Origin of the sequence: Archangium lansingense (genome assembly GCF_026626635.1) — a bacterium.
In the GTDB taxonomy this organism is placed as follows: Bacteria; Myxococcota; Myxococcia; order Myxococcales; family Myxococcaceae; genus Archangium; species Archangium lansingense.
This window is the reverse complement of the sequence record NZ_JAPNKA010000001.1, coordinates 9,467,052-9,489,048: the sequence shown is the minus strand read 5'-3', so window position 1 is coordinate 9,489,048 and position 21,997 is coordinate 9,467,052. Positions and strand designations below refer to the sequence as shown.

16 protein-coding genes are annotated in these 21,997 nt (G+C 68.6%); 10 read left to right on the top strand and 6 right to left on the bottom strand.

Features of this window, described 5'->3' with window-relative positions; translation table 11 throughout:
- Positions 1-36: 36 nt before the first annotated feature.
- Positions 37-1,335 (top strand): HEAT repeat domain-containing protein, encoded by a 1,299-nt coding sequence (locus OV287_RS37585; protein ID WP_267538855.1) that lies wholly within the window; start codon positions 37-39, stop codon positions 1,333-1,335.
- Here the strand turns inward: OV287_RS37585 and OV287_RS37580 are convergent.
- Positions 1,320-2,720 carry an MBOAT family O-acyltransferase gene (locus OV287_RS37580; protein WP_267538854.1) on the bottom strand — a complete coding sequence of 467 codons (1,401 nt, stop codon included), beginning with the start codon at positions 2,718-2,720 and terminating at the stop codon, positions 1,320-1,322. The two genes, OV287_RS37585 and OV287_RS37580, sit on opposite strands and share 16 nt — an antisense overlap.
- 186 nt (positions 2,721-2,906) lie before the next feature.
- Between OV287_RS37580 and OV287_RS37575 the strand changes: the two genes are divergently transcribed.
- The gene (locus OV287_RS37575; RefSeq protein WP_308809767.1) at positions 2,907-4,202 is read left to right on the top strand and encodes an amidohydrolase family protein; all 1,296 of its coding nucleotides are present in this window, start codon (positions 2,907-2,909) and stop codon (positions 4,200-4,202) included.
- Entirely contained in the window at positions 4,199-5,185 is a 987-nt protein-coding gene (locus OV287_RS37570; RefSeq protein ID WP_267538852.1) for a class I SAM-dependent rRNA methyltransferase, read from the top strand. The genes OV287_RS37575 and OV287_RS37570 overlap by 4 nt, the downstream gene beginning before the upstream one ends.
- A 6-nt stretch (positions 5,186-5,191) precedes the next feature.
- Here OV287_RS37570 and OV287_RS37565 read toward each other — a convergent pair whose 3' ends face one another.
- Both OV287_RS37565 and OV287_RS37560 read right to left on the bottom strand, forming a co-directional pair.
- Complete coding sequence (locus OV287_RS37565; RefSeq protein ID WP_267538851.1) at positions 5,192-9,004, bottom strand: ATP-binding protein; 3,813 nt, start codon at positions 9,002-9,004, stop codon at positions 5,192-5,194.
- 355 nt (positions 9,005-9,359) lie between these two features.
- Positions 9,360-9,698, bottom strand: coding sequence for a hypothetical protein (locus OV287_RS37560; RefSeq protein WP_267538850.1), 339 nt, complete (start codon positions 9,696-9,698; stop codon positions 9,360-9,362).
- A 283-nt stretch (positions 9,699-9,981) separates the two neighbouring features.
- Between OV287_RS37560 and OV287_RS37555 the strand changes: the two genes are divergently transcribed.
- Genes OV287_RS37555 through OV287_RS37545 form a run of 3 tightly spaced genes read left to right on the top strand, consistent with a single transcriptional unit; the run spans position 9,982 to position 12,698 of the window.
- Positions 9,982-11,163 (top strand): serine/threonine protein kinase, encoded by a 1,182-nt coding sequence (locus OV287_RS37555; protein WP_267542486.1) that lies wholly within the window; start codon positions 9,982-9,984, stop codon positions 11,161-11,163.
- 1 nt (position 11,164) lies between these two features.
- Positions 11,165-11,959, top strand: coding sequence for a tRNA pseudouridine(38-40) synthase TruA (gene truA, locus OV287_RS37550; RefSeq protein WP_267538849.1), 795 nt, complete (start codon positions 11,165-11,167; stop codon positions 11,957-11,959).
- Positions 11,960-12,008: 49 nt separating this feature from the next.
- On the top strand, positions 12,009-12,698 hold the full coding sequence (locus tag OV287_RS37545) for a hypothetical protein (RefSeq protein ID WP_267538848.1): 690 nt from the start codon (positions 12,009-12,011) through the stop codon (positions 12,696-12,698).
- A gap of 128 nt (positions 12,699-12,826) precedes the next feature.
- Here OV287_RS37545 and sitI6 read toward each other — a convergent pair whose 3' ends face one another.
- From sitI6 to OV287_RS37530, 3 genes are read right to left on the bottom strand one after another with little or no spacing between them, the layout of a single operon-like run.
- The gene (sitI6, locus tag OV287_RS37540; protein ID WP_267538847.1) at positions 12,827-13,546 is read right to left on the bottom strand and encodes a SitI6 family double-CXXCG motif immunity protein; all 720 of its coding nucleotides are present in this window, start codon (positions 13,544-13,546) and stop codon (positions 12,827-12,829) included.
- Between the two features lie 4 nt (positions 13,547-13,550).
- On the bottom strand, positions 13,551-14,234 hold the full coding sequence (gene sitA6 / locus OV287_RS37535) for a SitA6 family polymorphic toxin lipoprotein (protein ID WP_267538846.1): 684 nt from the start codon (positions 14,232-14,234) through the stop codon (positions 13,551-13,553).
- 54 nt (positions 14,235-14,288) lie between these two features.
- Positions 14,289-14,687 (bottom strand): translation initiation factor, encoded by a 399-nt coding sequence (locus tag OV287_RS37530; protein WP_267538845.1) that lies wholly within the window; start codon positions 14,685-14,687, stop codon positions 14,289-14,291.
- 78 nt (positions 14,688-14,765) lie between these two features.
- Between OV287_RS37530 and OV287_RS37525 the strand changes: the two genes are divergently transcribed.
- From OV287_RS37525 to OV287_RS37510, 4 genes are all read left to right on the top strand, one after another.
- On the top strand, positions 14,766-15,650 hold the full coding sequence (locus OV287_RS37525) for a hypothetical protein (RefSeq protein ID WP_267538844.1): 885 nt from the start codon (positions 14,766-14,768) through the stop codon (positions 15,648-15,650).
- A gap of 213 nt (positions 15,651-15,863) precedes the next feature.
- Entirely contained in the window at positions 15,864-19,835 is a 3,972-nt protein-coding gene (locus OV287_RS37520) for a protein kinase domain-containing protein (RefSeq protein ID WP_267538843.1), read from the top strand.
- A gap of 209 nt (positions 19,836-20,044) precedes the next feature.
- On the top strand, positions 20,045-20,929 hold the full coding sequence (locus OV287_RS37515; protein ID WP_267538842.1) for a hypothetical protein: 885 nt from the start codon (positions 20,045-20,047) through the stop codon (positions 20,927-20,929).
- Positions 20,929-21,978: a sensor histidine kinase gene (locus OV287_RS37510; protein WP_267538841.1), complete on the top strand. Its 1,050-nt coding sequence runs from the start codon at positions 20,929-20,931 to the stop codon at positions 21,976-21,978. The genes OV287_RS37515 and OV287_RS37510 overlap by 1 nt, the downstream gene beginning before the upstream one ends.
- Positions 21,979-21,997 lie beyond the last annotated feature (19 nt).

Below are 21,997 nucleotides of genomic sequence, written 5' to 3'. Positions count from 1 at the left end.
CGATACTGGGAAGACTGGCTGACGGCATGCTAACACATGGCAATGGCTCACACATTGCTGGATGGCTCGTCCGCCTCGGAGTTCCTCCAGGGACTCCAAGAGGAGCACTCGTCGGAACTGGCCTTCCTCCTCGCGCAGCGCCAGCGCTATCTGCACGATGCCGAGGTGGAATGGCCCGATGTCGAGTCGTTGGAAATTCGCATCATCCGTCATGCGGAGGCGATGCGGGTGGGGCGCGAGGCGGCGCTCGCGTGCGCGAGAGAGGCATTGGCTAGCGAGGCATGGGACGAGCTCGCGGCGGGTGTCCACGCGAGGGTGCTCATCGGCCCTGAAGGTGAGGGCATCGCTGAATCCCTGGCGCGTATGGCCGAACTCGATACGGTGTTGCTGCCGTATTGCAGCCAAGCCCTCATGCTGGTGCAACACCCGCAGCTCTCCGAGCGTCTCTGCGCCTTGCTGGACTCGCCGCGCGAGTCGGTGCGGGCCGCCGCCGTGCGTGTCATTGGGCACCGCCGCGACAGCGGGGCGGGGCCGCTCCTTCCTCTACTAGACGACGCCGACCTGGAGGTCCGCGCCGCCGCAGCACTCGCGGTGTCGGAGTTGGGGCACCGGCCCGCGCTCCCCATTCTCGAGCGGAAGCTGGCTCGGGCGCCCGCGGACGAAATGGATGTGTGGGCCCTCGCGGTGCTGCGGCTCGGGTCATCTCGTGCACTGCACGCTTGCCGCCAGTTCTGTCATGCGGCGGGCCCCCTTCCACCGCGGCTGCCCTGGCTCCTCGGCCTGGCCGGGGAGGCCAAGGACTTCGGTTTGTTGCGGCAGTTGTGCGGCCGGCTGGAGTCGATAGTGGGGAGTCTCGAAGCGCTTGGCATGCTCGGGGTTCCCGCGGCCGTGCCGCTTCTGCTCGAGCATTTGGGCCACGAGAAGCCCGCGGTGAAGAACGCGGCGGCAAAAGCCTTGTCCCTCATGACCGGTGCGGGACTCACGGAGACAGTCCAGATTCCTGATGAGTGGTCCCGGGAGGGTGATGAGGTTGAACTCCAGCAAGTGGTGCAGCCGAGTACTGACGCCGCCACGTGGCGCGCATGGTGGAATGCGCACCGTGCTCGTCTGGAAGGACCATCGCGGCTGCGGCTCGGTCAGCCATACAGCCTGTCTTTGTGTCTCGAGGAACTGGTCCACCCCCGCACTCCGTTTGACGCTCGGGCGCGTGCGGGGCTGGAACTTGTCATCCGCTCCGGGCAGACCGTGGGATTCCAGCCGGACTGGCCTGTTCGCCGCCAGCGTCAGGCCATCGAGCAGTGGCGGCAATGCATGGCAAATCAGAACTGGAAGTAGATGAAGCTCTGCCCCGGTGTCCCGATGGCCATGGCTATGGCCATGCACGTGGCCACCGCGGGCCAGAGCAGGGCAGGGCGCCGCTGTAGTCCAGTGCGCTCGGCGAGCGCGGATACGCCGTGGCACACCACGAGCCCCGCGCCTACGAGCACCAGCGTCAGCACCGAGGCCCGGCTGACGTCCGAGGCCACCGTCGGCGCGTGCATGCCGCCCAGCACCCGCAGCGCCGAGCCCAGGCTTTCCGCTCGGAAGAGCACCCAGCCGAGCACCACCATGTAGAACGTCCCGGCCCGCTTCACCCACTGGAGCGCCGGGGGCGTGGCTGTTCCGGACAACTGGGGCAGGCGCGCCGCGAGCACGTGCGAGGCCACCAGCAGCAGCCCGTGGTACGCGCCCCAGAGGACGAACGTCCAGTTGGCCCCGTGCCACAGCCCGCCCAGCAGCATGGTGAGCAGCAGGTTGCGGTAGCGCCCGTTCCGGTTGCCGCCCAGCGGGATGTACAGGTAGTCCCGTAGCCACGTGGACAGCGACAGGTGCCAGCGCCTCCAGAAGTCCACGGGCGAGGTGGCCAGGTACGGCAGGTCGAAGTTCGGCGGCAGCACGAAGCCCAGCAGCAGCGCCACCCCAATGGCGATGTCCGTGTAGCCCGAGAAGTCCGCGTAGATCTGCCCCGTGAAGGCCAGCGCTCCCGTCCAGCTCTCGAGCGCCCCCACCGGCCCCGTGGCCCCGAAGAGGCCGTCCGCCACCGGTGCCAGCAGGTCGGCCAGTGTTTTCTTGAACAGTCCCACCGCGATGAGCAGGTAGCCGCGCTGCACCTGCTCCCACCGCGGTGGCTCCATCCGCTCGAACTGGGGCAGCAGCACCGACGCCCGGATGATGGGCCCGGCCACCAGGTGCGGGAAGAAGGAGACCGCCGCGACGAACTCCTCCGGCCGCTCCCGTGCCTTCAGCTCACCCCGGTACACGTCGATGGTGTAGCTCATGCTCTGGAACGTGTAGAAGGAGATGCCCGCCGGCAGGACCAGCGAGAACGTGGGCTCCGGTACCGCCACCCCGAGCAGCGCCAGCAGCCCGTGGGCCGAGTCCGTGAAGAACCGTGCGTACTTGAAGAGTGCCAGTACACCCAGGTTCGCGGTCAGGCTCACTACAAGTAACAGCCGCCTGCGCCGAGCCTCCTCCGAGCGGCCAATTTCCCTCGCCAGCCAGAAGTCCAGCAGCGCGGTGCCCAGCAGCAGCGGCACGAAGCGCACGTCCCACGCCCCGTAGAAGACGAGGCTGCCCCCCGTGACGAGCCACAGCTTCGCCCCGCGCGAGCGCGCCACGAAGTGGAAGGCCACGAAGAAAGCCAGAAAGAAAACGCCGAACAGCGCGGTGTTGAAGAGCATGTCAGCGAGGGGGGGGCACCACGCCGCGGCGGGTCGTGGGCCTTCATCCTACCCGGGTCGCCTGGTTCCAGCACACCCCGCGATCGTAACGCCCGCTCCATGCGTATACTCGGCGCCCCTATGGAAGGCCGCTTGGTTCTTAAGAACTGCTCAATCTTCCGTGCCGACGGCCGTGGACGTGCCGGCATGGCCGTCGTCATCGAGGGTGGCCTCATCCGCCGGGTCGCTCCGGATGCCGAGGTCCCCGTGCTCCCCGGGGACTGGGAGGTCTCCTGTCGCGGCCGGCTGGTGATGCCGGGCCTCGTGGACTGTCATGCCCACCTCGTGGGTGACCTGCTCGTCCCCACCTCGGGCGAGCTCCTCCTGCACCCGCCCCAGGTCCGGCTGGAGCACGAGCGGCGGTTGGCTGCCCAGCTCACCGTCCCGGATGTGGAGGTCCTCTCCCGCTACGCCATGGCCCGTGCGCTGCGCTCGGGCGTCACGCTGGTGGTGGAGCACCTGTCCTGTCCGGGGGACGTGGGAGGCGCGCTCGATGCCCAGGCGCGCGCGGCGGAGCAGCTCGGCCTGCGGCTGGTGGCGAGTCATTCCACCAACAGCCTCGAGGGCACCGTCGAGGCGGAGGCCCAGGCGGAGGCCAATGCCGACTTCGTGCGGCGCCGCGGCTCCCATCCGCTGGTGCGTGGCGCGCTCGGCTTCCATGCCTCGTGGACGAGCGCCAATCCCCTGCTCCAGAGACTCAGCCGCTTGCGGGAGACCTCCGGTGCGCCCGTTGTCTTCCACCTCTCCGAGGGAGACCACGACCTGGCCACCACTTGGGGGCAGCACTTCCAACGGGTGGTGCCGCGGCTGGAGGGCTTCGGGCTGCTCGGGCCTCTCTCGGTGGCCGCGTACGCGCGCGCCGTGGACGACACCGAGTCCATCCGTCTGGCGGAGTCCGGTACCTGCGTGGCGCTCGGCCCCGGGGCGGCCCTCCTCATCGAGCCCAGTGGTCGGGCCCTGGAGACGCTGCACGGACGCCAGAACCTGATGGGGTTGGGCAGCGCCGGGCATGGCAACCTCTGGGACGCGGTCTCGGCTGCGCTCGTCACTGCGATGGGCGCCGCGCGAGGCGCGCGTCTGGTGGACCCGGACGGCGTGCTGGTGCAGCTCTTCGCGGACGGCCCGGCGGAGCTGTGCTCTCGTCTCTACGGCCATCCTTCCGGTGCAGTGGAGGAGGGGCGTCTGGCGGACCTGGCGGTGTTCGACTTCGTGCCCGCGCTGGACCCCGACAGCGGGCAGGCGCCGTTCCTCCTCGGTCAGCTCGGGCGCTCCCGGGTGGCGTGGAACATCGTGGACGGCCGCGTCACCGTGCGCGAGGGGCAGCTGCTCGGCATGGATGAGGTGGTGCTGGCGCGCGAGGCCTCCCTCGTGCTCTCCCGCCTGTGGGCGCGGACCCGGGCCCCGGAGGCCGCGGCCCCCTTGTGGCCGGTGCGCCAGGGATGAGCCTCGGCACCTCGTCCCTGGTGGAGCTCCTCCTCCAGGCTCGCGAGCGGCGGGCTCCGCTGCGCGAGGACCCGCGTACCACGGCCTTCCGGCTCATCAACGGCGAGCCCGATGGCGTCCCCGATGTGACGGTGGACGTCTTCGAGTACCTCCATGTGGTGAGCCTCTACCGCGACTTCTCTCCGGCCGAGGAGCAGGTGCTGCTCGACGCCATCGAGTCCGCCTGGGCGCCGCGCAGCCTCTACCTCAAGCGCCGGCCCAAGGAGGCGCGCCACCTGGCCAACGTGGCGAAGGAGCAGCTTGCCCCCGAGCAGGTCGAGCGCGGCGAGCCGGTGGAGTCGCTGGTGGCACTGGAGAACGGGCTGCGCTTCCTCATCCGCCCGGGCCAGGGGCTCTCGGTGGGGCTCTACCTGGACATGCGCGACACGCGGGCCTGGCTGGCCGGGGAGGTGCGTGGCCTCACCGTCCTCAACCTCTTCTCGTACACCTGTGGTTTCGGCGTGGCGGCCACGGCGGGAGGGGCGAAGCGTGTCCTCAACATCGACGCCAGCCGTCGCGTGCTGGAGTGGGGCGAGGAGAACGCTCGTCTCAACGGTCAGTCGGTGGACCGGTACGACTACGTGGCTGGGGATGTCTTCGAGTGGTTGGGCCGCCTGGCTCGCAAGGGGGAGACGTTCGACGTCGTGGTGGCGGATCCCCCCTCGTTCGCGACGACGCGCACCAGCCGCTTCTCCGCTGCGCGGGACTACGCCCGGCTGGCCGAGGCCACCGCTCGGGTGGTGGCCCCTGGAGGCCGGCTGGTGGCGTGCTGCAACCTCGCCACGCTGGAGCCGCGTCGCTTCGAGGCCATGGTGACGGAGGGCGTGTCCCGCGCGGGGCGCAAGGGCAGGGGGCTGCTGTCCCTGGGCCCCTCGCCGGTGGATTTTCCTGCGTCCCCCGCGCAACCGGCCGCCCTCAAGGTGCGGGTGCTCGAGCTGCCTTGACGGCCTTCAGGACGCGGCCATTCGTTTGAGCAGCGACTCCAGCACATCCAGGTCGAGCGGCTTGACGAGGTGGGCATCGAAGCCGGCCGCCTTGGATTGCTGACGGTCCGAGGACTGGCCGTAGCCCGTCACTGCGATGAGCCGGATGCCCCGGGTCGAGTGTTGCTCGCGAAGCAGGCGAGCCAGCTCGTAGCCGTCCATGATGGGCAGCCCGATGTCCAGCAGGGCCACCTCGGGCCGGAACGTCTCCGCCATCTTCAAGGCGCTCGGGCCGTCATAGGCGACCTGGGTCTCGCACCCGAGGATCATGAGCGACTCGGAGAGAATGTCGGCGGCATCCTTGTTGTCGTCGACGACCAGGATGCGGCTGGGCACGGCGTTGCGGGCGGGTGGCTTCGGTTCGGCTTGGACGGGCGCGGCCACGGCCTGGACTTCTCCCGCCTCCAGCACCGGAAGCCGGACCGTGAACTCGCTGCCGCGCCCCCGTCCCTCGCTGTGCACCCCCACGCTGCCACCGTGGAGCGTGACCATGCTCCGGACGATGGCGAGCCCGAGCCCAAGCCCTCCCTGTGACCGGTCCAGGGCCTGGCGCTCTTGGACGAAGAGATCGAACACCCGGGGCAGCGTCTCGGGAGCGATGCCCGTGCCGTTGTCGCGGATCCGGACGACGGCCTCGCCTCCCTCCCTCACCGCGGTCACGGAGATTCGCCCTCCGGGCTCGGTGTACTTCGCGGCGTTCGTCAGCAGGTTCGAGAAGACCTGGGCGAGCCGGGTCGGGTCCGCGTCCAGCCGCAGGCCGTTCCGGGGCACGTCCACCGTCAGCATGTGCTCGCGTTGTTCGATCAGCGGGCTGGCCTGCTCGATGGCCTTCGCCACCACCGTGGACAGCTCGACCTTCTCTCGCTTGAGCTCGACCCTGCCCTGTGTCACGCGCGACACGTCGAGCAGGTCATCCACCAGCCGCACCAGGTGTTTGACCTGGCGCTCGATGAGGGTGCGCTCCCGCTCCGTCGAGTCGTCGCCTCGCAGCTGCATGAGTTGCAGCGCCGTCAGGATGGGGGCCAGCGGATTGCGCAGCTCGTGGCCGAGCATCGCGAGGAACTCGTCCTTGGCGCGGTTCGCCGATTCCGCCCCACGCCGCGCGTTCGCCAGCTCCGTGACATCGAAGGCCACGGCCACGATGCCCTCCACCTGTCCAGCCTCGTCGAGCATTGGCTGATAGACGAAGTCGAAGAAGCCCTCCTCCGGTGCACCTCCGGCGCCACGGTTGAGCATCACGCGCACGGACCTGCCGATGAACGGTTCGCCTGTCGCGAACACGTTGTCCAGCAGCTCGAAGATGCCCTGATTGGCCAGCTCCGGAAGGGCCTCGCGAGCGCTGCGGCCCACCACCGGACGGTTCGAGATGAGCTTGAGATAATCCGCGTTGGCGAACTCGAACACATGGTTTGGGCCTCGCAAGATCGAGATCCCCACCGGGGCGTGCTGGAAGACCCTGGCGAGCCGCCGGTGGTGCTCCTGTTGCAGGGTGTGCAGCCGGGCCCTCGCGAGCTGGGACTCGACCCGCGCCACCAGCTCTCGGGCCGAGAACGGCTTCACCAGGTAGTCATTGGCGCCCGCCCGGAGTCCCTCGACGTGCGCCTCCTCGCCCGCGCGCGCCGACAGGATGATGACGGGCACGTTCCGGGTGCGCTCATCGGCCCGCAGCTCCCTCAAGAGACCGAAGCCATCCAGGCCGGGCATCATGACGTCCGTGAGCACCAGGTCCGGAAGCCGCTCGCGTGCGGCCTCGAGCGCGGCCAGGCCGTCCGCGACCGTCTCCACCTCCCAGCGCTCGGCGAGGAGCCGGCCCACGTACTCCCGCATGTCCGCGTTGTCGTCGGCGAACAGGATGCGGGCTCCGGCCACGATGTCCATGACCGGGCGTACGGGGGCGCTCAACTGCGAGGGCTCCTCGGCAGGCATCTCGGACGCTCCCGGCAGCCAGCGCAGCGCCTCGTTCACATAGGCGGACGCTCCCAGCGCCGTGGACACCTGCGAACGGCTGGCGGCCACTCGCTCCTTCGGCAAGTGCGCCGTTCCGGCTGGCACGGTGACGGTGAAAGTCGTTCCCTGTCCGGGCGTGCTCGTGGCGGTGATGGTGCCGCCGTGCATGCGGACCAGCTCGTGCACCAGCGCCAGTCCGATGCCGGAGCCCTCATGCGTCCGCGCCCGGGCCCCCTGCACGCGATGGAAGCGCTCGAAGAGGTGGGGCAGCTCACTCTCGGGGATGCCCGTCCCCGTGTCGGTGACCCGGAGCTCGACGCGGTCTCCCAACCATCGCTGCGAGACGTGGATGGAGCCCTCGAACGTGAACTTCAGCGCGTTGGAGAGCAGGTTCAGGACAATCTTCTCCCACATGTCCTGATCGACGTAGATCTGCTCCGGGAGGGGAGGACAGCTCACCTCGAACGAGAGCCCCGCGCGATCCATGGCCGAGCGGAAGGCGCTCGCGAGGCCGGTCGTCAGCTCCGCCAGGTCCACCGGCACGTACGACGCCTGGATGCGGCCGGCCTCGATGCGCGCGAAGTCGAGCAGCGAGTTGACGAGCTTCAGCAGCCGGAGCGCGTTGCGGTGGACGGTCTCCAGGTTCCCACCCGTGAGCGCTTGCGCGGGGGAGGCGAGCGCGTCCTCCGTCGGCCCGAGCATCAGCGTCAGGGGGGTGCGGAACTCGTGGCTGACGTTGCTGAAGAAGGCCGTCTTCGCCCGGTCGATCTCCGCCAGCGCTTCCGCGCGCTTGCGCTCCTCTTCGTAGGCGCTTGCATTGGTGATCGCGGTCACCACCTGGTCGACCGTCAGCCGGAAGAGTCCCAGGTAGCGGTCATCCAGCACGCGTCGGGGGCTGACTCCGGCGACCAGGAAGCCGTACGGGTGGGGCTGACCGGGCCGCGACAAGGGGAGGACCACCGCACGCTCCGAGGGAATTCCCCAGCGGCCTCCAGGCATGGGCCCGAAGCGCTCCCGGAGGTTCCCAACGAGGGCCTCGCGTCCAGAGCGAGCCGCCTCGGCGAATGGCCACCCCTCGGTGGTGCCGGACCTGGGGTCGAACGGCACGCGGTCCGGTCTGCCCGGGCCCTCGTAGTGGTCCAGCCCGCTGGTGCAGACGAGGCGGAGCTCCCGGGTGTCCGCATTCAACAGATAGAGGAGCGAGAACGGCAGGTCGGCGTCATTCTCCGCGAGGATGCGCGTGGCTGTGTGACAGGCCTGCTCCTCGGACTCCGCGTCGGCAGCTCGCGCCGCCAGGTCTCCCAACATCCGGAGCTGGCGGTTGTCCTGGACCTGCTCGGTCGTCTCCTGGACCGTCACGAGCACGCCGCCGACCTGGCCCTCCTCGGCGGGGACGGGGCTATACGAGAAGGTGTGGTACGTCTCCTCGGCGAACCCCCGCCGGTGGATGAGGAGCAGCAAGGACTCATTCCACGTCGCCGGGCCACCGTCGAGCACGCTCCGGGCCATCGGTCCGATGACGTCCCAGATCTCCGCCCAGACCTGGGCCGCGGGGGCGCCCAGGGAGGCGGGGTGCTTCTCGCCGAGGATGGGCCGATAGCTGTCGTTGTAGATCTGGATGAGGTCTGGTCCCCACCACAGCAGCATGGGGAAGCGGTTGCGGAGCACGACGCCCACCATCGTCTTGAGGCTGGTGGGCCACCCGGAGACAGGGCCCAGGGGCGTCCTCGACCAATCCATGGAACGCACCAGTGTGCCCATCTCGCCGCCCTCCGCGAGGCAGCTCTCCTGAGAGTCGGGGGCGCGAGGTGCGTGGGAGTCAGTCTTGGGCATTCCGGCTCTCGATGCGCGGGGGCAGTTCGGGCTTCTCGTGAGGCGCAGTGGTGCTCGCCCGGGCAGGCCCCACCGACGCCCAAGGCCACCCCCTGTGCTTTGGGGCAACCGGCAAGCCCGGGTCCGTTCTGTCACTCAACACTTTGACTTAACAGGGGCGCTCTTCCGAGGGGGGAACCGTTCGAAGTGTCAAACGTCCCAACGTCCGAACTCCGAGCGCCTGCCTTCCCTCTGGGGCTTCGGCCTGGAGGTGGGGGGCGAACAACCTCGGGCCTCGTCGGAGGAGGAGAGGCGGAGCCCAGCGGTGACGGCTGCCGGGCCCCTTCATCCACTCAACTCACGACGAGGGTGCTGCCTACTTTCCGCGTCCCGGCACCTTGCTGGACAGGTTGGGGAACACCTTGCGCCACTCCGGAATGTCGTCCTGGGGCGCTGGTGCCGTGGGGGCGCTGCTCGGCGCGGGCCGGGCACTTGGGGCGGGCGGCGGCACGGTCTGTCCCTTCGGGGTCGGGGTCCGGCCGCCCTTCCCCCTGACGACCTCCTGAACCTCCTCTACCCCAAAGAGGCGGTGGAGTGTGCCCGCGGAGCGGCCCAGCTCCTCCAGGGTCTCCCTCACGTCTCTCAGCTGGTCGATGCTCGTCTTCAGCCTTCGGTCCAGGTCAGAGGCTAGAGCAACCCCTTCAGCGTTCTTCATGAAATGATCTTCCTCTTGAAAATGCCGCCCATTGCTCCTGCGGCGCGCCTTCTGGCGTGATGCCCTCAACGTGCTTGTAAATCCGGGCGGGTGCAACAGTTCCGTGCGCCGGGGAGCCCCAGAGAAGGGGCATGCCACCACCGTGGCGGCCGGTGCGTTGCCTGCTCCTTTGGGGGTCCAATGGGGGTCCAAGGGGGGCGAGGACCTTCTCGACGATGAAGGGAGGTCCCGCTTCCTTGGTCTTGGCCATGGAGGCCCTGGGAGCGCTATCTTGGCGCCACTGATGTCTCCAGCCGCCCCCCGCGCTCCCGTGCCATTTGGCCAGTACAAGCTCCTCGATCGCCTCGCCGTGGGTGGAATGGCGGAGCTGTTCCTCGCCCAGCAGCCCGGCCCGGATGGCTTCGAGAAGCCCGTCGTCATCAAGCGGATCCGCCCGCACCTGTCCCGGCAGCCGGCCTTCGTGCGCATGTTCCTCAACGAGGCTCGGCTCGCCGCCCAGCTCAACCACCCCAACATCGTGCAGATCCACGACCTGGGGAAGGTGGGGGACAGCTACTACATCGGCATGGAGTACCTCTTCGGCCGGGACATGCGGCGGGTCGTCCCGAAGGCCGAGTCGCTGGGGATTCCCTTCCCCATGGTGTACGCGCTGAAGATCGCCTCGTCCGTGTGCGAGGGGCTCTACTACGCGCACCAGAAGGTGGACCTGTACGGCGCGCCGCTGAACATCGTCCACCGGGACGTGACGCCGGAGAACATCTTCGTGTGCTTCGACGGCACGGTGAAGGTGCTGGACTTCGGCATCGCCAAGGCGGCCAACCGGGCGGAGCAGACGCGCGCCGGAGAGCTGCGCGGCAAGCTCAGCTACCTCAGCCCCGAGCAGTGTCTGGGCAAGCCCCTGGACCACCGCAGTGACATCTTCTCGCTGGGCTCCGTCCTCTACGAGTGGCTCACCGGCTTCAAGCTCTTCACTGGCGAGTCGGATGTGGCCGTCATGCGCAGCATCGTGGATGGCAAGGTGTACGCGCCCTCGTACTTCCGAGCGGACATCCCCGAGCCGGTGGAGGCCATCCTCATGAAGGCCCTGGAGCGCGACCGCGACAAGCGCTACCCCACGGCCTGGCACTTCCAGCAGGACCTGGATCGCTTCCTCAACACGTACGAGTTCACCCCCTCCAACCTCCACCTCTCCAACTTCCTCAAGCAGCTCTTCCTCGACGAGCTGGAAGAGGAGCAGCAGCGCCTGCGGCCCCAGCAGACCCCGTTCTCCGCGCCCGCGCCCACCACGCAGCCGGAGCTGGAGTCCGTCCTCCCCGTGGAGGAGCCCTCGGGTGGCGAGCGCATCGTCGCGGTGCCTGTCACCGCCGCGCAGCTCGAGTCGCTGGAGGCCATGGCCCGTAAGCACGGCGTCCCGGTGGGCAAGATGGTCGGGGAGCTCCTCTCGGTCTGGCTCAAGTACCGCTGACATGCCCCGCCTGAAGCTGACCCTCGAATACGACGGCACCCAGTACGTGGGCTGGCAGGTCCAGCCCAATGGCGTCTCCATCCAGACCCGGCTCGTCCAGGCGCTGGAGCAGCTGCTCGGCGAGCGGGTGGACGTGGAGTCGGCCGGTCGCACGGACGCGGGCGTGCATGCCACCGGGCAGGTGGTGTGCTTCGACACGCAGCGCGTGCTGCCGCTCAAGGCGTACTGGATGGGGCTCAACCGCTTCCTCCCGGAGGACATCGCCGTCGTCCGCGCCGAGGAGGTGCCCCCCGAGTTCGACCCGCGCCGCTGGTCCCACGGCAAGCGCTACCGGTACCGGGTGAGCAACAAGCCCTCGCGCTCGCCCCTGCGCCGCTTCACCCACTGGGAGGTATTTGCCCCCCTGGACGTGGACGCACTGCGGCGTGGCGCCGCGCACCTGCTGGGCCGGCACGACTACTCCTCCTTCCGGGCCTCGGACTGCCAGGCTGCCCATGCGGTGCGCGAGGTGCGCCGGGTGGATGTCCAGGGCATCTCCGGCGACGAGCTCTCTGTCACCGTCGAGGGCACGGCCTTCCTCAAGCACATGGTGCGCAACCTCGTGGGCACCCTGGTGGAGGTGGGCAAGGGGCGCCGTCCCGACACCTGGGTGGCCGAGGTCCTCGCCGCTCGGGACCGCAAGCGCGCCGGCCCCACCGCCCCCGCCCATGGGCTCGTCCTGGAGGAGGTCTTCTATGGAGACGGCCCGCCTCCTCGCACCCCGGGCGGCACGGCGGACGGCGAAGACGCGGAGTGAGGACTCCCAGTGCGTGTTGGGGCCGCGCTTGCGCTAGGCTGCCGTTCCCGTGAGCACCCAGAAGATCTCCGCCCTCGAGCCGCTGCGCGTCCGCGTCCGCCGTATCCAGTTCACCGTGGGGCTCGGCTTCCTCGCGCTGGTGATTGGCACCGTGTTGACCGGGGCCCTCTCCATGCGGCTGAGCGGCCGTGTCGAGGCGCTGCCTTCCTGGGCCATTGATTTCTTCATCGCCCCGGTGCTGCGGAACCTCTGGGCGCTCGGCGTGCTGCCCGTGCTCTGCTACGGCGCCGCTCGCGTCATCGAGCTGCGGCCGTGGGCCACCGCGCTCGGGGCTGCGGCCACGGGCCTGTGCTTCACCCTCGCCATCGAGTTCACGAGCAACGGCATCGATGGGTGGCTGGAGAATGGCGGACTCTCCCTGGTGTTGGAGTGGGGGGTGATCGCCGCGGGCGTGTTCCTCAGCAAGCGGGCCGTGGTCCGGGGCCGGGCCGACGCGGTCAAGCAGGAGAAGCAGGCCCAGCAACAGGCCAGTGCACGCAAGGACGAGTACGCCGAGTTCCTCCAGGAAGCCGAGCGCGAGGGCGAGAAGATTGCTCAGCGCGAGGCCGCGAAGGCGGAGGAGCAGGGCGCTCCCGTGCAGTCTCTTCCTGTGCCGGAGCAGGCCGTGGCGCCGGACGCTCCCACTGGGGAGACGCCCGAGCAGAAGCCCCCGGGTGAGTCGAAGGCTCCCGCTGCCTGAGCGTGCCGCTCTGGTGCGGAGCGGCTGTTGATGCGTCACTCCATGGTGCGGCGCTGGGGGCTACAGCACTCAAGCACGGTCGCCATGGGGGCGGAGCTGAAGTGCCGAGAGGGGCTGGAGAGCAGCACTCAGCGCACCGGCACTTCGCGGATGTCTACCTCGTCCAGGTTCAAGCGCCGTACGGCCTCCACGAAGCGCTCGGTGGCGATGATGACGGTCTCGAAGTCGCTCAGCCGGAACAAGTCCGTGTGCGCAGGCAGTGACACCGCATCGAGAATGGGCTCCTCTGGGAAGGCGAAGTCGTCCCAGCCACATTTGGGACACGGAGGGCGCCGATCAGGTGGTGTGCACTCCAGATGCAGCCGGCCGTGAGGCAGGACTTCCAGTTCCAACAACTCGGGGTGGTTCTTCTGGCGGAAGCGCAGCTCCGTCCGGAATCCGAGCAGGCCGCGCACCCCCTCGGCCTGCAACCTGTCCAGCGCCTCGCGGTGTACCAGCGGCATCTCGACGTAATGGAAGAACAACGGGCTGAAGGTGCCGGTGGCGGTGCCCACCAGCGGGCCGAATTTCGTGCCAGGGAGCAACTGGCCTCCGGGTGGCACGAGGGGCCGCACCAACTCACGTAATCGCACGAACTCGTCGAAGGGTTCCGGCCGGGGCTTCTCGTACTCGCCGCGTTCTGCAAGAGCGGACAGGTCTATGCCTGGATACGCCGTCATCCCTCCAGCCCACGTGGCTTTACATTCAGGGCAGCGAAGCCCGGGCAGGCTGCCCCATTTGTGTCTGGCACTGAGGTTGCCGGTGTACTTGGAGTTTCTGGGTGCTCGGAGCCGATAGAACTTCGTCATCTCGTCACCTGCCCCCACGCGCATACGGAATGATGGGACCCGTCAGTTCGAATTGGAAGACGAGCTCTCCGGCGTGGCGGTAGATTGCTTCAGGTGATGCATTGGGCCGGGCATCCTTGAAATCCCTCCAGGCTTGATTCCACAGGCCCCCCTTGGGCCCTCTGCTGTGAATGCGGATGTGGACATGCTCGGGGATGAGGAGGGTGTATTGATGAATGTCGGGCACTCCGCGCGCCTGGAACCACTCCCTGAGTTCCTGGGCCTGGGGAAAGATGTGGTGCCGTGCCCAACGTCCCGGGGGTAGGGCGAGTTGCGGCGGCTTGGGGTCGAAGTGCCGGTTGAAACGGAAGGTGAGGACGGGCCTGGTGTTTCGCGGCCATCCAATGGGGCGGCTCCTCCATCCACGAGGCGTGGATGAGGCTCCTGGAATGTAGAGCGGCCCCCCGCCCCGGGACGCCAGCAACACCTCCTGGCCGGACACCACCTCGTGACAACGGAAGAAGCCGCACTCCTCTCCTTCTTCCTGGCACAGCAGGACGAGGCTGCGCTCGTCCTCACAGCCTTCCTCCCAGGACGCCACCACCTCAGGCTCGGCTGTTGGGCCATTCTCCTGGACAGCGGGGCTCGAAGTGGCACACGCGGCGAGGACGCCCACCAGCAGCAGGCAGAGTGTTCGTGGTGTTCGCATGGCCCCTGGAGTCTACCAGCGAGTTGCTGGATGGCTCCTGGGAAGGTGGACGACTCAGCCGTGGACCACGCGCTGCACGCCGCGGCGTAGCAGGAGGTCCGGCAGCTTGAAGCGATGATCTCCCTTCAGCACCAGCCGCTCTCCCTCCACCGTGCCTGTACAGGCCAGCGCGCGCTGCAAGGCCTGGAGCCATTCCTGCAACTCAGTCGCGGGCAGGCCCAGCCCCTCCACCACCGTCACTTCCTTGCCTGCGCGGTCTGTCTCGAGCCGCACCACCGTGCGCTCGGGGCCTCCCTGAGGCGGAGTGTCGGGGAAGTCCTCCCGGCGCAGCTGGGGCTTCGTGGAGGGGAGGGTGTCACGCAAGCCCTCGAGCCTGGCGAACGGGTTGTTGAAGCCCTTTGCCTTCGAGTCCTGCTGCTGGCCACTGGAGTGCTTGTCCTTCTGCTTCGTCATAGGCGTCCCCGCGGAGGGCATCACATCCGCGCCGATCGTGCTCCGTCCCCATGGGCTGTTCAACCTTAGGGGGTCCGAGTGTCTAGAGGGCGTATCCAATACGGTTTCGGAGTGTTCTGCGGGTCGCTGCTCCTGTCCTGGGGGTTCTTCCTGCTCTCCTTCTGCCGCAAGGCCCGCTTCTTCCATCCCTCCGGGGTGGTCTATTCGGCCATGGCCTGGCCTGCTTCCTCGCTCTCCTCCGTTGCGAGCGTGGAGGTAGCCGAGCGTCTATCAGGCGCCGCGCTGGTCCGCTTTTCCGGGGGCTTGTTCAAGCAGAAGGGCAAGCGCGTGAAGAGGGACTCGCTCGGGTTGGGCGTGCGCTTCTACGGTCAGCCCGGGCCATGCCAGACCAATGCTCGCGGTGGGCAGGACCTCTTCCTGGTGTCCTTCCATTCCTTCGCGGCGATTGCCCGCGACATCAAGGCGACCGATTGCGGCGACTACCTGGCCAATACCTACTGGTCCATTACTCCTTATGAGGTGGAGGGGCTCGGTCGTGTCTCGCTGCGCATCACCGCATCCGGCTCGGGGGAGGGGACGGCGCGTAACGAGAGGCTCGAGGACGCTGTGCGGGCAGGGGAGGTCAGTCTGCGGCTCGAGATGGCTCCCTGGGGGACGGACGACTACCAGCCGCTCGCCGAGCTCCGCCTCGACAGGCGGATGGACCTGGAGGACGAGCTGCGCCTCACACCGCGCGCTTCGGGGGGCGGGCTGCGTCCGACGGGCTTCCTTCAGGGTCTGCGCGTGGCTCCCTATGCTGCCAGCCATCTGGCCCGGCGGCTTCGCAGGGAGACCCCCAGGCGAGCCAGCACCCCGGACACTTGGATCTCCATCCCCGACCTGAGTGCGAATCGTCGTCGAGACGTGAACGCATCGGCGGACCTCTCCTCTGGGGGCAAGCGCCAAGAGAAGGTGTTGGCCTGAGAGACCGCTTCCAGCTCCCTGCCTGCTTCGTTGCCCGGTGCTTCCCGGGTCCATAGCTTTCCAAGGCGGGCAGGCAGGGCGCCGGAGAGGGTTCCGCCGAGGGGGGCGCGGGAGAGTGCCATGCAGGGTGGCGATGAGACGGGTGACAGACCCATCGGCTGGCCGCCGGCGGCGTCTCGGCCTGATGAGCTTCTGAGGAGTGATGAACGTCGTGTGGAGCCCGGTGATTCGGACCTGGACGACTCCTTCCTACGGGAAGTGGCGCATGTTCCTGTGCCGCTGCGCAGGCCGGTTCCTGGGGAGCGGCTGGGAGGCCAGGACGGCCACCGGTTCAAGCTCCTCGAGGAGCTGGGCGCGGGCGCCATGGGTTGGGTCCTGAGCGCCTGGGACGAGCAGCTCCGGCGAGAGGTGGCCCTCAAGTTCCTCGTGCCGCGTGAGGAGCTGGCGGGCCTGGCGCTGGTGGAAGCCCGGGCCATCGCTCGGCTCGATCACGAGAACATCGTCCGCATCTTCGACGTCGCCGAGTGGGTCGGCCGCCCCGATGAGCCGCGCATGCCCTTCCTGGTGATGGAGCGCTTGGAGGGCGAGTCCCTTGCCCAACTGATGCAGCGGGAGCGGCCCAGTCCCCGGCGCACGCTGGAGATCATGATGTCCGTGGCCGCGGGCCTGGCTCACGCCCACGAGCACCACATCGTCCACCGCGATCTCAAGCCGAGCAACGTCATCATCACCCGCAAAGGAGTGGTGAAGCTGCTCGACTTCGGGCTGGCGTACCTGCTCGAGCCCAACACCGCGCTGGCTCCGCGCCTGCCCATGGCGGGCACGCCTCCCTACATGGCGCCGGAGCAGTGGCGGGGCGAGGCGTTGGACGAGCGCACCGACATCTGGGCCGCGGGTGTGCTGCTCTACGAGATGCTCACCGGAGAGCTGCCGTACGCGAGCGAGAACCTGGAGGCGTTGCGGGTCCGCGTGCTGTCGCCCGAGCCCGTGCCCTTGTTGCGCGAGCGCCACCCGGAGCTGCCCTGGGAGCTGGAGTCGCTGCTGGCCGTGATGCTGGCCAAGGATCCCTCCCGGCGGTTGTTGTCCGCGGCCGAGCTGCAGGAAGAGCTGCGCGAGCTGGAGGAGCACCTGCGCCCGGGGCGCAAGCAGCCGCGGCACGTGGCACCCCAGCGGCGGCATGTGACGCTGGTGGCGTGCAAGCTGGAGGGGCTCGCCAGCCTCGCGGCGGGGATGGATGCCGAGGACTTTGGTGAGTGGGAAGCGGCCTTTCATCGTGGCTTCTCCAAGGTCATCCAGCAGCATGGTGGCTTCGTCACCCTGTGCATGGGCGACGAGGCGTTGGCGTGCTTCGGCTATCCGGTGGCGCGCGAGGGAGACTCGGAGCGCGCCGTGCACGCGGGCATGATGCTGCTGCCCTCCATTCGTGAGGCGCTCGAGGAGCGGCTGCCGCTGCAGGAGCGGCCGGAGTTGACGGTGCAGGTGGGCATCCACACCAGCCTGGTGATGCTGGATGATCTGCCCCAGGAGCTGCGCGGGCGTACGCCCGGCATCCAGGGCGAGGCACCGAAGGTGGCGGCGTGGCTGGCGCTCCAGGCTGGGCCCGACGAGGTGGTGCTCAGCCGTGAGGCCCATGTGCTGGTGCAGCGCGCCTTCGAGACGGAGTCGCTCGGTGCCCGCTCCTACGAGGGGGCGCGCAGCGTCCGGGTATATCGCTTGGTGAGCGCGCGCCAGACGGTGTCCCGGTTCGATCGAACGCTGGCCGTGGGCGGAGGGCTCACGCCGCTGGTGGGGCGAGAGCGGGAGGTGGAGAAGTTGCTCGCGCACTGGGAGCGGGCGTGGGCAGGGGAGGGCGGCTTCGTGTTGCTCTCGGGTGAGGCGGGGGTGGGCAAGTCTCGCCTCATCCAGGAGGTGCGCGGGCGGATCGACCGGGAGCAGGCGCTGACGTTGCGGTTGCAGTGCTGGTCCCAGTTCTCCACCAGCGCCTTCCATCCTCTCATCGAGGCGTTGCAGCGGCTGTGGCTCTCTCCAGAGCTCTCTCCGCAGGAGAACCTGCGCGTGCTGGAGGAGTGGTTGGCTCCCTGGGAGCTGAATCCCGTGCAGGTGCGCCTGCTGAGCTCGCTGCTGTCCCTGCCAGTGGAGGAGAACTCTCCGCACCTGCGGTTCACCCCGGAGCGGCAGATGGAGGAGCTGTTGGGCGCGCTGGGCACGCTGCTGCTGCGGGTGGCCGCGGTGCACCCCGTGCTCCTGGTGGTGGAGGATCTGCATTGGGCGGACCCCTCCACGCTGCGGCTGTTGGGTGCGCTGATGGAGCAGCTGGCCTCGGCGCGCGTCCTCGGCGTCCTCAGTGCCCGCCCCGAGTTCCGATCGCCCTGGCCCGTGCGGCCCGGATTCCACACGATCACGCTGGAGCGGATGCCCGCGGAGTGCACCGCGCGCCTGGTGAGGGAAGTAGCCCGGGGCCGGACGCTGCCCGAGTCGGTGATGGAGCAGCTGGTGGTGCGCACGGACGGCATTCCCCTCTTCGCCGAGGAGATGACGCGCATGCTGCTGGAAGGCGGGGCGGTGGCGTCCATTCCCGTCACCCTCCAGGAGCTGCTGCTGGCTCGATTGGACACGCTCCCGCGCCGTCAGAAGGAGCTGGCGTGGTGGTGCGCTGTGCTGGGCCGTGACTTCACGCGCGAGGTGCTCGTCACCGTGACAGGCCTGGGCGAGGCCGCGCTCCGCAGGGACCTGGCGGGACTGGTGTCGGCGGGGTTGCTGGAGCGCTCCGACGAGCCTTCCGGGCCCAGCTACCATTTCCGGCACGCACTCATCCAGGAGGCGGCGTACCAATCCCAGAGCCGCGGGTTGCGGCGCGAGCACCACCGGCGCATCGCGCTCGCCCTGGTGGCGGACTTCCCTGGCATGGTGGAGCACCGACCCGAGCTGCTCGCCCATCATTATACGGAGGCCGGGGAGCTGAAGCCGGCCATCCGTGCCTGGAAGCAGGCCGGCCTCCGCGCCAGCCTGCGCTACGCCAACCAGGAGGCCGTGAGCCACCTCACCCATGCGCTGAAGCTGCTGCGGAGCCTTCCGGACGCTGCGTCGCTCCTTCTCGATGAGCTGCAACTGCTCCTCGCGCTGGGCCTTCCGCTGGTGCAGGTACAGGGCTACCACTCGCCTGAGGTGGCCCGGCTGTATGAGCGCGTCCGGGAGCTCTTGCGAGAGCTGGGCGAGAGCCCGTCCCTGCTCGAGCTCTCCTATTGGGGCGTCTCCGCCTACTACTTCACCCAGATGAAGTTCCGGGAGGCGCATGAGCTCAACGAGCTGCTGGTGAACCTGGGCCGGCGCTACTCCAACCAGGAGCTGCTGGTGGTGGGGCACCGGTGGATGGCCTTGGACTACTTCACCTGGGGTGACATGCCCACGGCCCTTGCTCACATTGAACAGGCCCTGGCGCATTCCGAAGAGCCCACCCTCGAGCATCATCGAGCCCTCGCCTTGAAGCTGGTGGTGAACCCGCGCGCGACGGCCCTCGCCTTCAGCTCCGTCATCCATTCAGCGCTCGACGAGTTGGACGTGGCCCGGAGCCATGCCCACGAGGCGCTGGAGCTGGCCCGGAACCTGGGCCATCCCCATACGTGTGCCCTCGTGCTCACCTACGCGGCCGTTGGCGCGCAGATCCGCCGCGAGCCCCGGAGCGCCCTGGAGTGGGCCGAGCAGTGCGTCGCGCTGGCGAGCGAGCACCGCTTCCGGCTCTGGTTGTGGTGGTCCACGATTTTGAAGAGCTGGGCCCTGGCCGAGCTGGGGCAGGCCGAGGAGGGACTGGGGCTCATGCGCCGGGCGCTCGAGGAGTGGGAGCGCTCGGGCTTCGTGACCGGCACGCTGCACAACTCCGCCATGCTCGCGGACATCTACCTGACGCTGGGGCGGGCCGAGGAGGGACTGGCCGCCATCGAGCACGCGCTGACGCCCGAGAAGCTCCGCGCGGGGGAGACGAGCTTCGAGGCCTATGCTCACCTGGTGCGCGCCCAGCTCCTGGCCCTGAGGGGCCGAGCGCCGGAGGCCCGGGAGGAGTTCCTCCGCGTCCTGGAGATCGCTCACAAGCAGGGCGCCCGTATCTACGCGCGGCGCGTCCTGACGGAGTGGGGCCGGTGGCTCGAGCGGCCAGAGATGCAGCTCGACGAGTCGCTCCCGTATCCCTGAGAGCCGGTTTCCTCCAGACGGCTCCCATTCGGCTTCAGGTGAAGCGTCGATCTCGCCAGGGAGGCTCTTGGTGAGGACGCGGGCCTCATGGCCCGGTTACTGGTCATGGAGTGAACAGCCGGCGGAGATCGAGGCGGCTCCTGAGCGGGAATCACCTGGTTACAATGCGATATGGCGCTCGGCCGAGCGCCAGATAGGAAGGACGGAGAATGACCTTGGCCATGGCCCTGCCTACGCAAGAGAAGGGCCTCGGCTGGCGGCGCCACAGGACGGCGCTTCTCTTGCTCGTGTTTCTTGTCCCCGTGGCGCTGGCGGCCTGGTGGACCCTGAGGAGGATCGAGCTGCTCCACCGCCAGCACCTCCAGGATGCGCTGACAGCGGTGGTTGCCGTCTCTCACGAAGGGCTCCAGCTCTGGGCCGAGGACAAGAAGGCGGACGTCGCGTCCTGGGCCCAATCCGAGCACCTGCGCCAGGCCGTGGTGGCCCAACTGGAGGTCCCGCGGACAGCCGAGTCCCTGAAGTCCAGCCCGCCCACAGAGCGGATCCGGCGGCTTCTCCTCCCGTTGGTGCGACTCCATGAGTACTCCGGCTACGTCGTGCTTGCGCCGGACGGGACGGCGATCGCCTCGGACCTCGACGCCGCCATCGGGCTGAAGACGATGCTCATGCTCGACCCCGCCTTGGTCGAGGCGGCACTCAGGGGAGAGCCTCAGATCGGCTCCCCCCACCGTTCGATGATTCCCCTCCGCACTGTCACCGGGTCGCGCCAGGAGCAGCCGACCCAGTTCGTCGCGGCCCCCGTCCGCGGGAGCGAGGGCTCGGTCGTCGCGGTCCTGGTGTTCCGGTTGGCCCCCGAGCGGGACCTCACCCGGGTCGTCCAACTGGGCCGCTTCGGTCGAACCGGGGAGACCTACGCCTTCAACCGGCGCGCGCAGATGGTCACCAGCAGCCGCTTCGAGGACGAGATGCGGGCGGTGGGTCTGCTCCGCCCAGGCGAGAACTCCATCCTGAACATCGAGCTGCGCGATCCCGAGACCGACCTCACGGAGGGGGGGGGCCGACCCGGCCCAGGGCTCACCAGCCGCTCACGCTGATGGCCGACAGCGCGCTCTCCGGCGGTACCGGCAGCAACATCACAGGCTACCGCGACTATCGCGGAGTGCGGGTCGTGGGGGCGTGGAGCTGGGACGACAGCCTCGGGATGGGGCTGGCGACAGAGGTCGATACCGCGGAGGCTTTTCAACCCTTGCGCCACACCCAGGTACTGGTTCTCGGGCTGCTCGGGATTGTCGTCGGCGGTGCGCTGGTGCTGGCATGGTTCCTCGACCGTCGGGCCCAGGCGCTTCACGACGCGCTGACGCTGCGCGACGACTTTCTCACGCTGGCCTCTCATGAGCTGAAGACGCCCCTGACAGTGCTCCAGCTGACCACCCAACGCCTGGCGGCGGCTGTCACCAGGTCTGGGCAGAAGCTCTCTCTCGAGAAGCAGGAGGAGCTGATGGCCACCCTCCTTCACCACGTGCGGAGGCTGAACAAGCTGCTGGAGTCCATGTTCGACGTGGCACAGTTCCGGAATGAAGGACTCATGCTCCAGCTCGAGCCTGTCGTCCTCTCCGAGGTGGTGCAATCGGCGCTCCGACAGCTCCGGACGGAGATTGCCGAGAGCGGGTCGGAGATCACGATGACCGCCTCCGAGGATGTCACCGGCCTGTGGGACCGGGCCCGGATCGAGCAGGTGGTGGTGTGCCTGCTCTCCAACGCGCTCAAGTTTGGCGAGGGCAAGCCCGTCGAGGTGGTCCTCAAGCGAGGTGTCGCAACCATCCGGCTGTCCGTCCGGGACCACGGCATCGGGATCAAGCCGGAGGCCCAGGTGCTCATCTTCGAGCGGTTTGGCCACGCCGTGTCCTCGCGGCACTTCGGAGGCCTCGGACTCAGCCTCTTCCGGGTTCGGCGGATCGTCGAGGCCCACGGTGGCCAGCTCCGGGTCGAGAGTGCTCCCGGAGCCGGGGCGAAGTTCATCGTGGAGCTTCCCATCCGCCCACGCCGCGCCGGGGGCAGCACGGGGGGGCGGGCGCTCCATCAGCCGCAGTCACTCAAGGAGCCAGGTGAAGTCATGGAGAGCCGCGCCCCGAGACCGTCATGAGCTGATGTAGGGTAGGCCA

Coding starts and splice junctions, on each gene's coding strand:
- OV287_RS37585 (WP_267538855.1), top strand. CDS start 37: ATGGCAATGGCTCACACATTGCTGGATGGCTCGTCCGCCTCGGAGTTC.
- OV287_RS37530 (WP_267538845.1), bottom strand. CDS start 14,687: ATGACGAAGCAGAAGGACAAGCACTCCAGTGGCCAGCAGCAGGACTCG.
- sitI6 (WP_267538847.1), bottom strand. CDS start 13,546: ATGACGAAGTTCTATCGGCTCCGAGCACCCAGAAACTCCAAGTACACC.
- sitA6 (WP_267538846.1), bottom strand. CDS start 14,234: ATGCGAACACCACGAACACTCTGCCTGCTGCTGGTGGGCGTCCTCGCC.
- OV287_RS37570 (WP_267538852.1), top strand. CDS start 4,199: ATGAGCCTCGGCACCTCGTCCCTGGTGGAGCTCCTCCTCCAGGCTCGC.
- OV287_RS37515 (WP_267538842.1), top strand. CDS start 20,045: ATGACCTTGGCCATGGCCCTGCCTACGCAAGAGAAGGGCCTCGGCTGG.
- OV287_RS37565 (WP_267538851.1), bottom strand. CDS start 9,004: ATGCCCAAGACTGACTCCCACGCACCTCGCGCCCCCGACTCTCAGGAG.
- truA (WP_267538849.1), top strand. CDS start 11,165: ATGCCCCGCCTGAAGCTGACCCTCGAATACGACGGCACCCAGTACGTG.
- OV287_RS37510 (WP_267538841.1), top strand. CDS start 20,929: ATGGCCGACAGCGCGCTCTCCGGCGGTACCGGCAGCAACATCACAGGC.
- OV287_RS37560 (WP_267538850.1), bottom strand. CDS start 9,698: ATGAAGAACGCTGAAGGGGTTGCTCTAGCCTCTGACCTGGACCGAAGG.
- OV287_RS37555 (WP_267542486.1), top strand. CDS start 9,982: ATGTCTCCAGCCGCCCCCCGCGCTCCCGTGCCATTTGGCCAGTACAAG.
- OV287_RS37575 (WP_308809767.1), top strand. CDS start 2,907: ATGGCCGTCGTCATCGAGGGTGGCCTCATCCGCCGGGTCGCTCCGGAT.
- OV287_RS37580 (WP_267538854.1), bottom strand. CDS start 2,720: ATGCTCTTCAACACCGCGCTGTTCGGCGTTTTCTTTCTGGCTTTCTTC.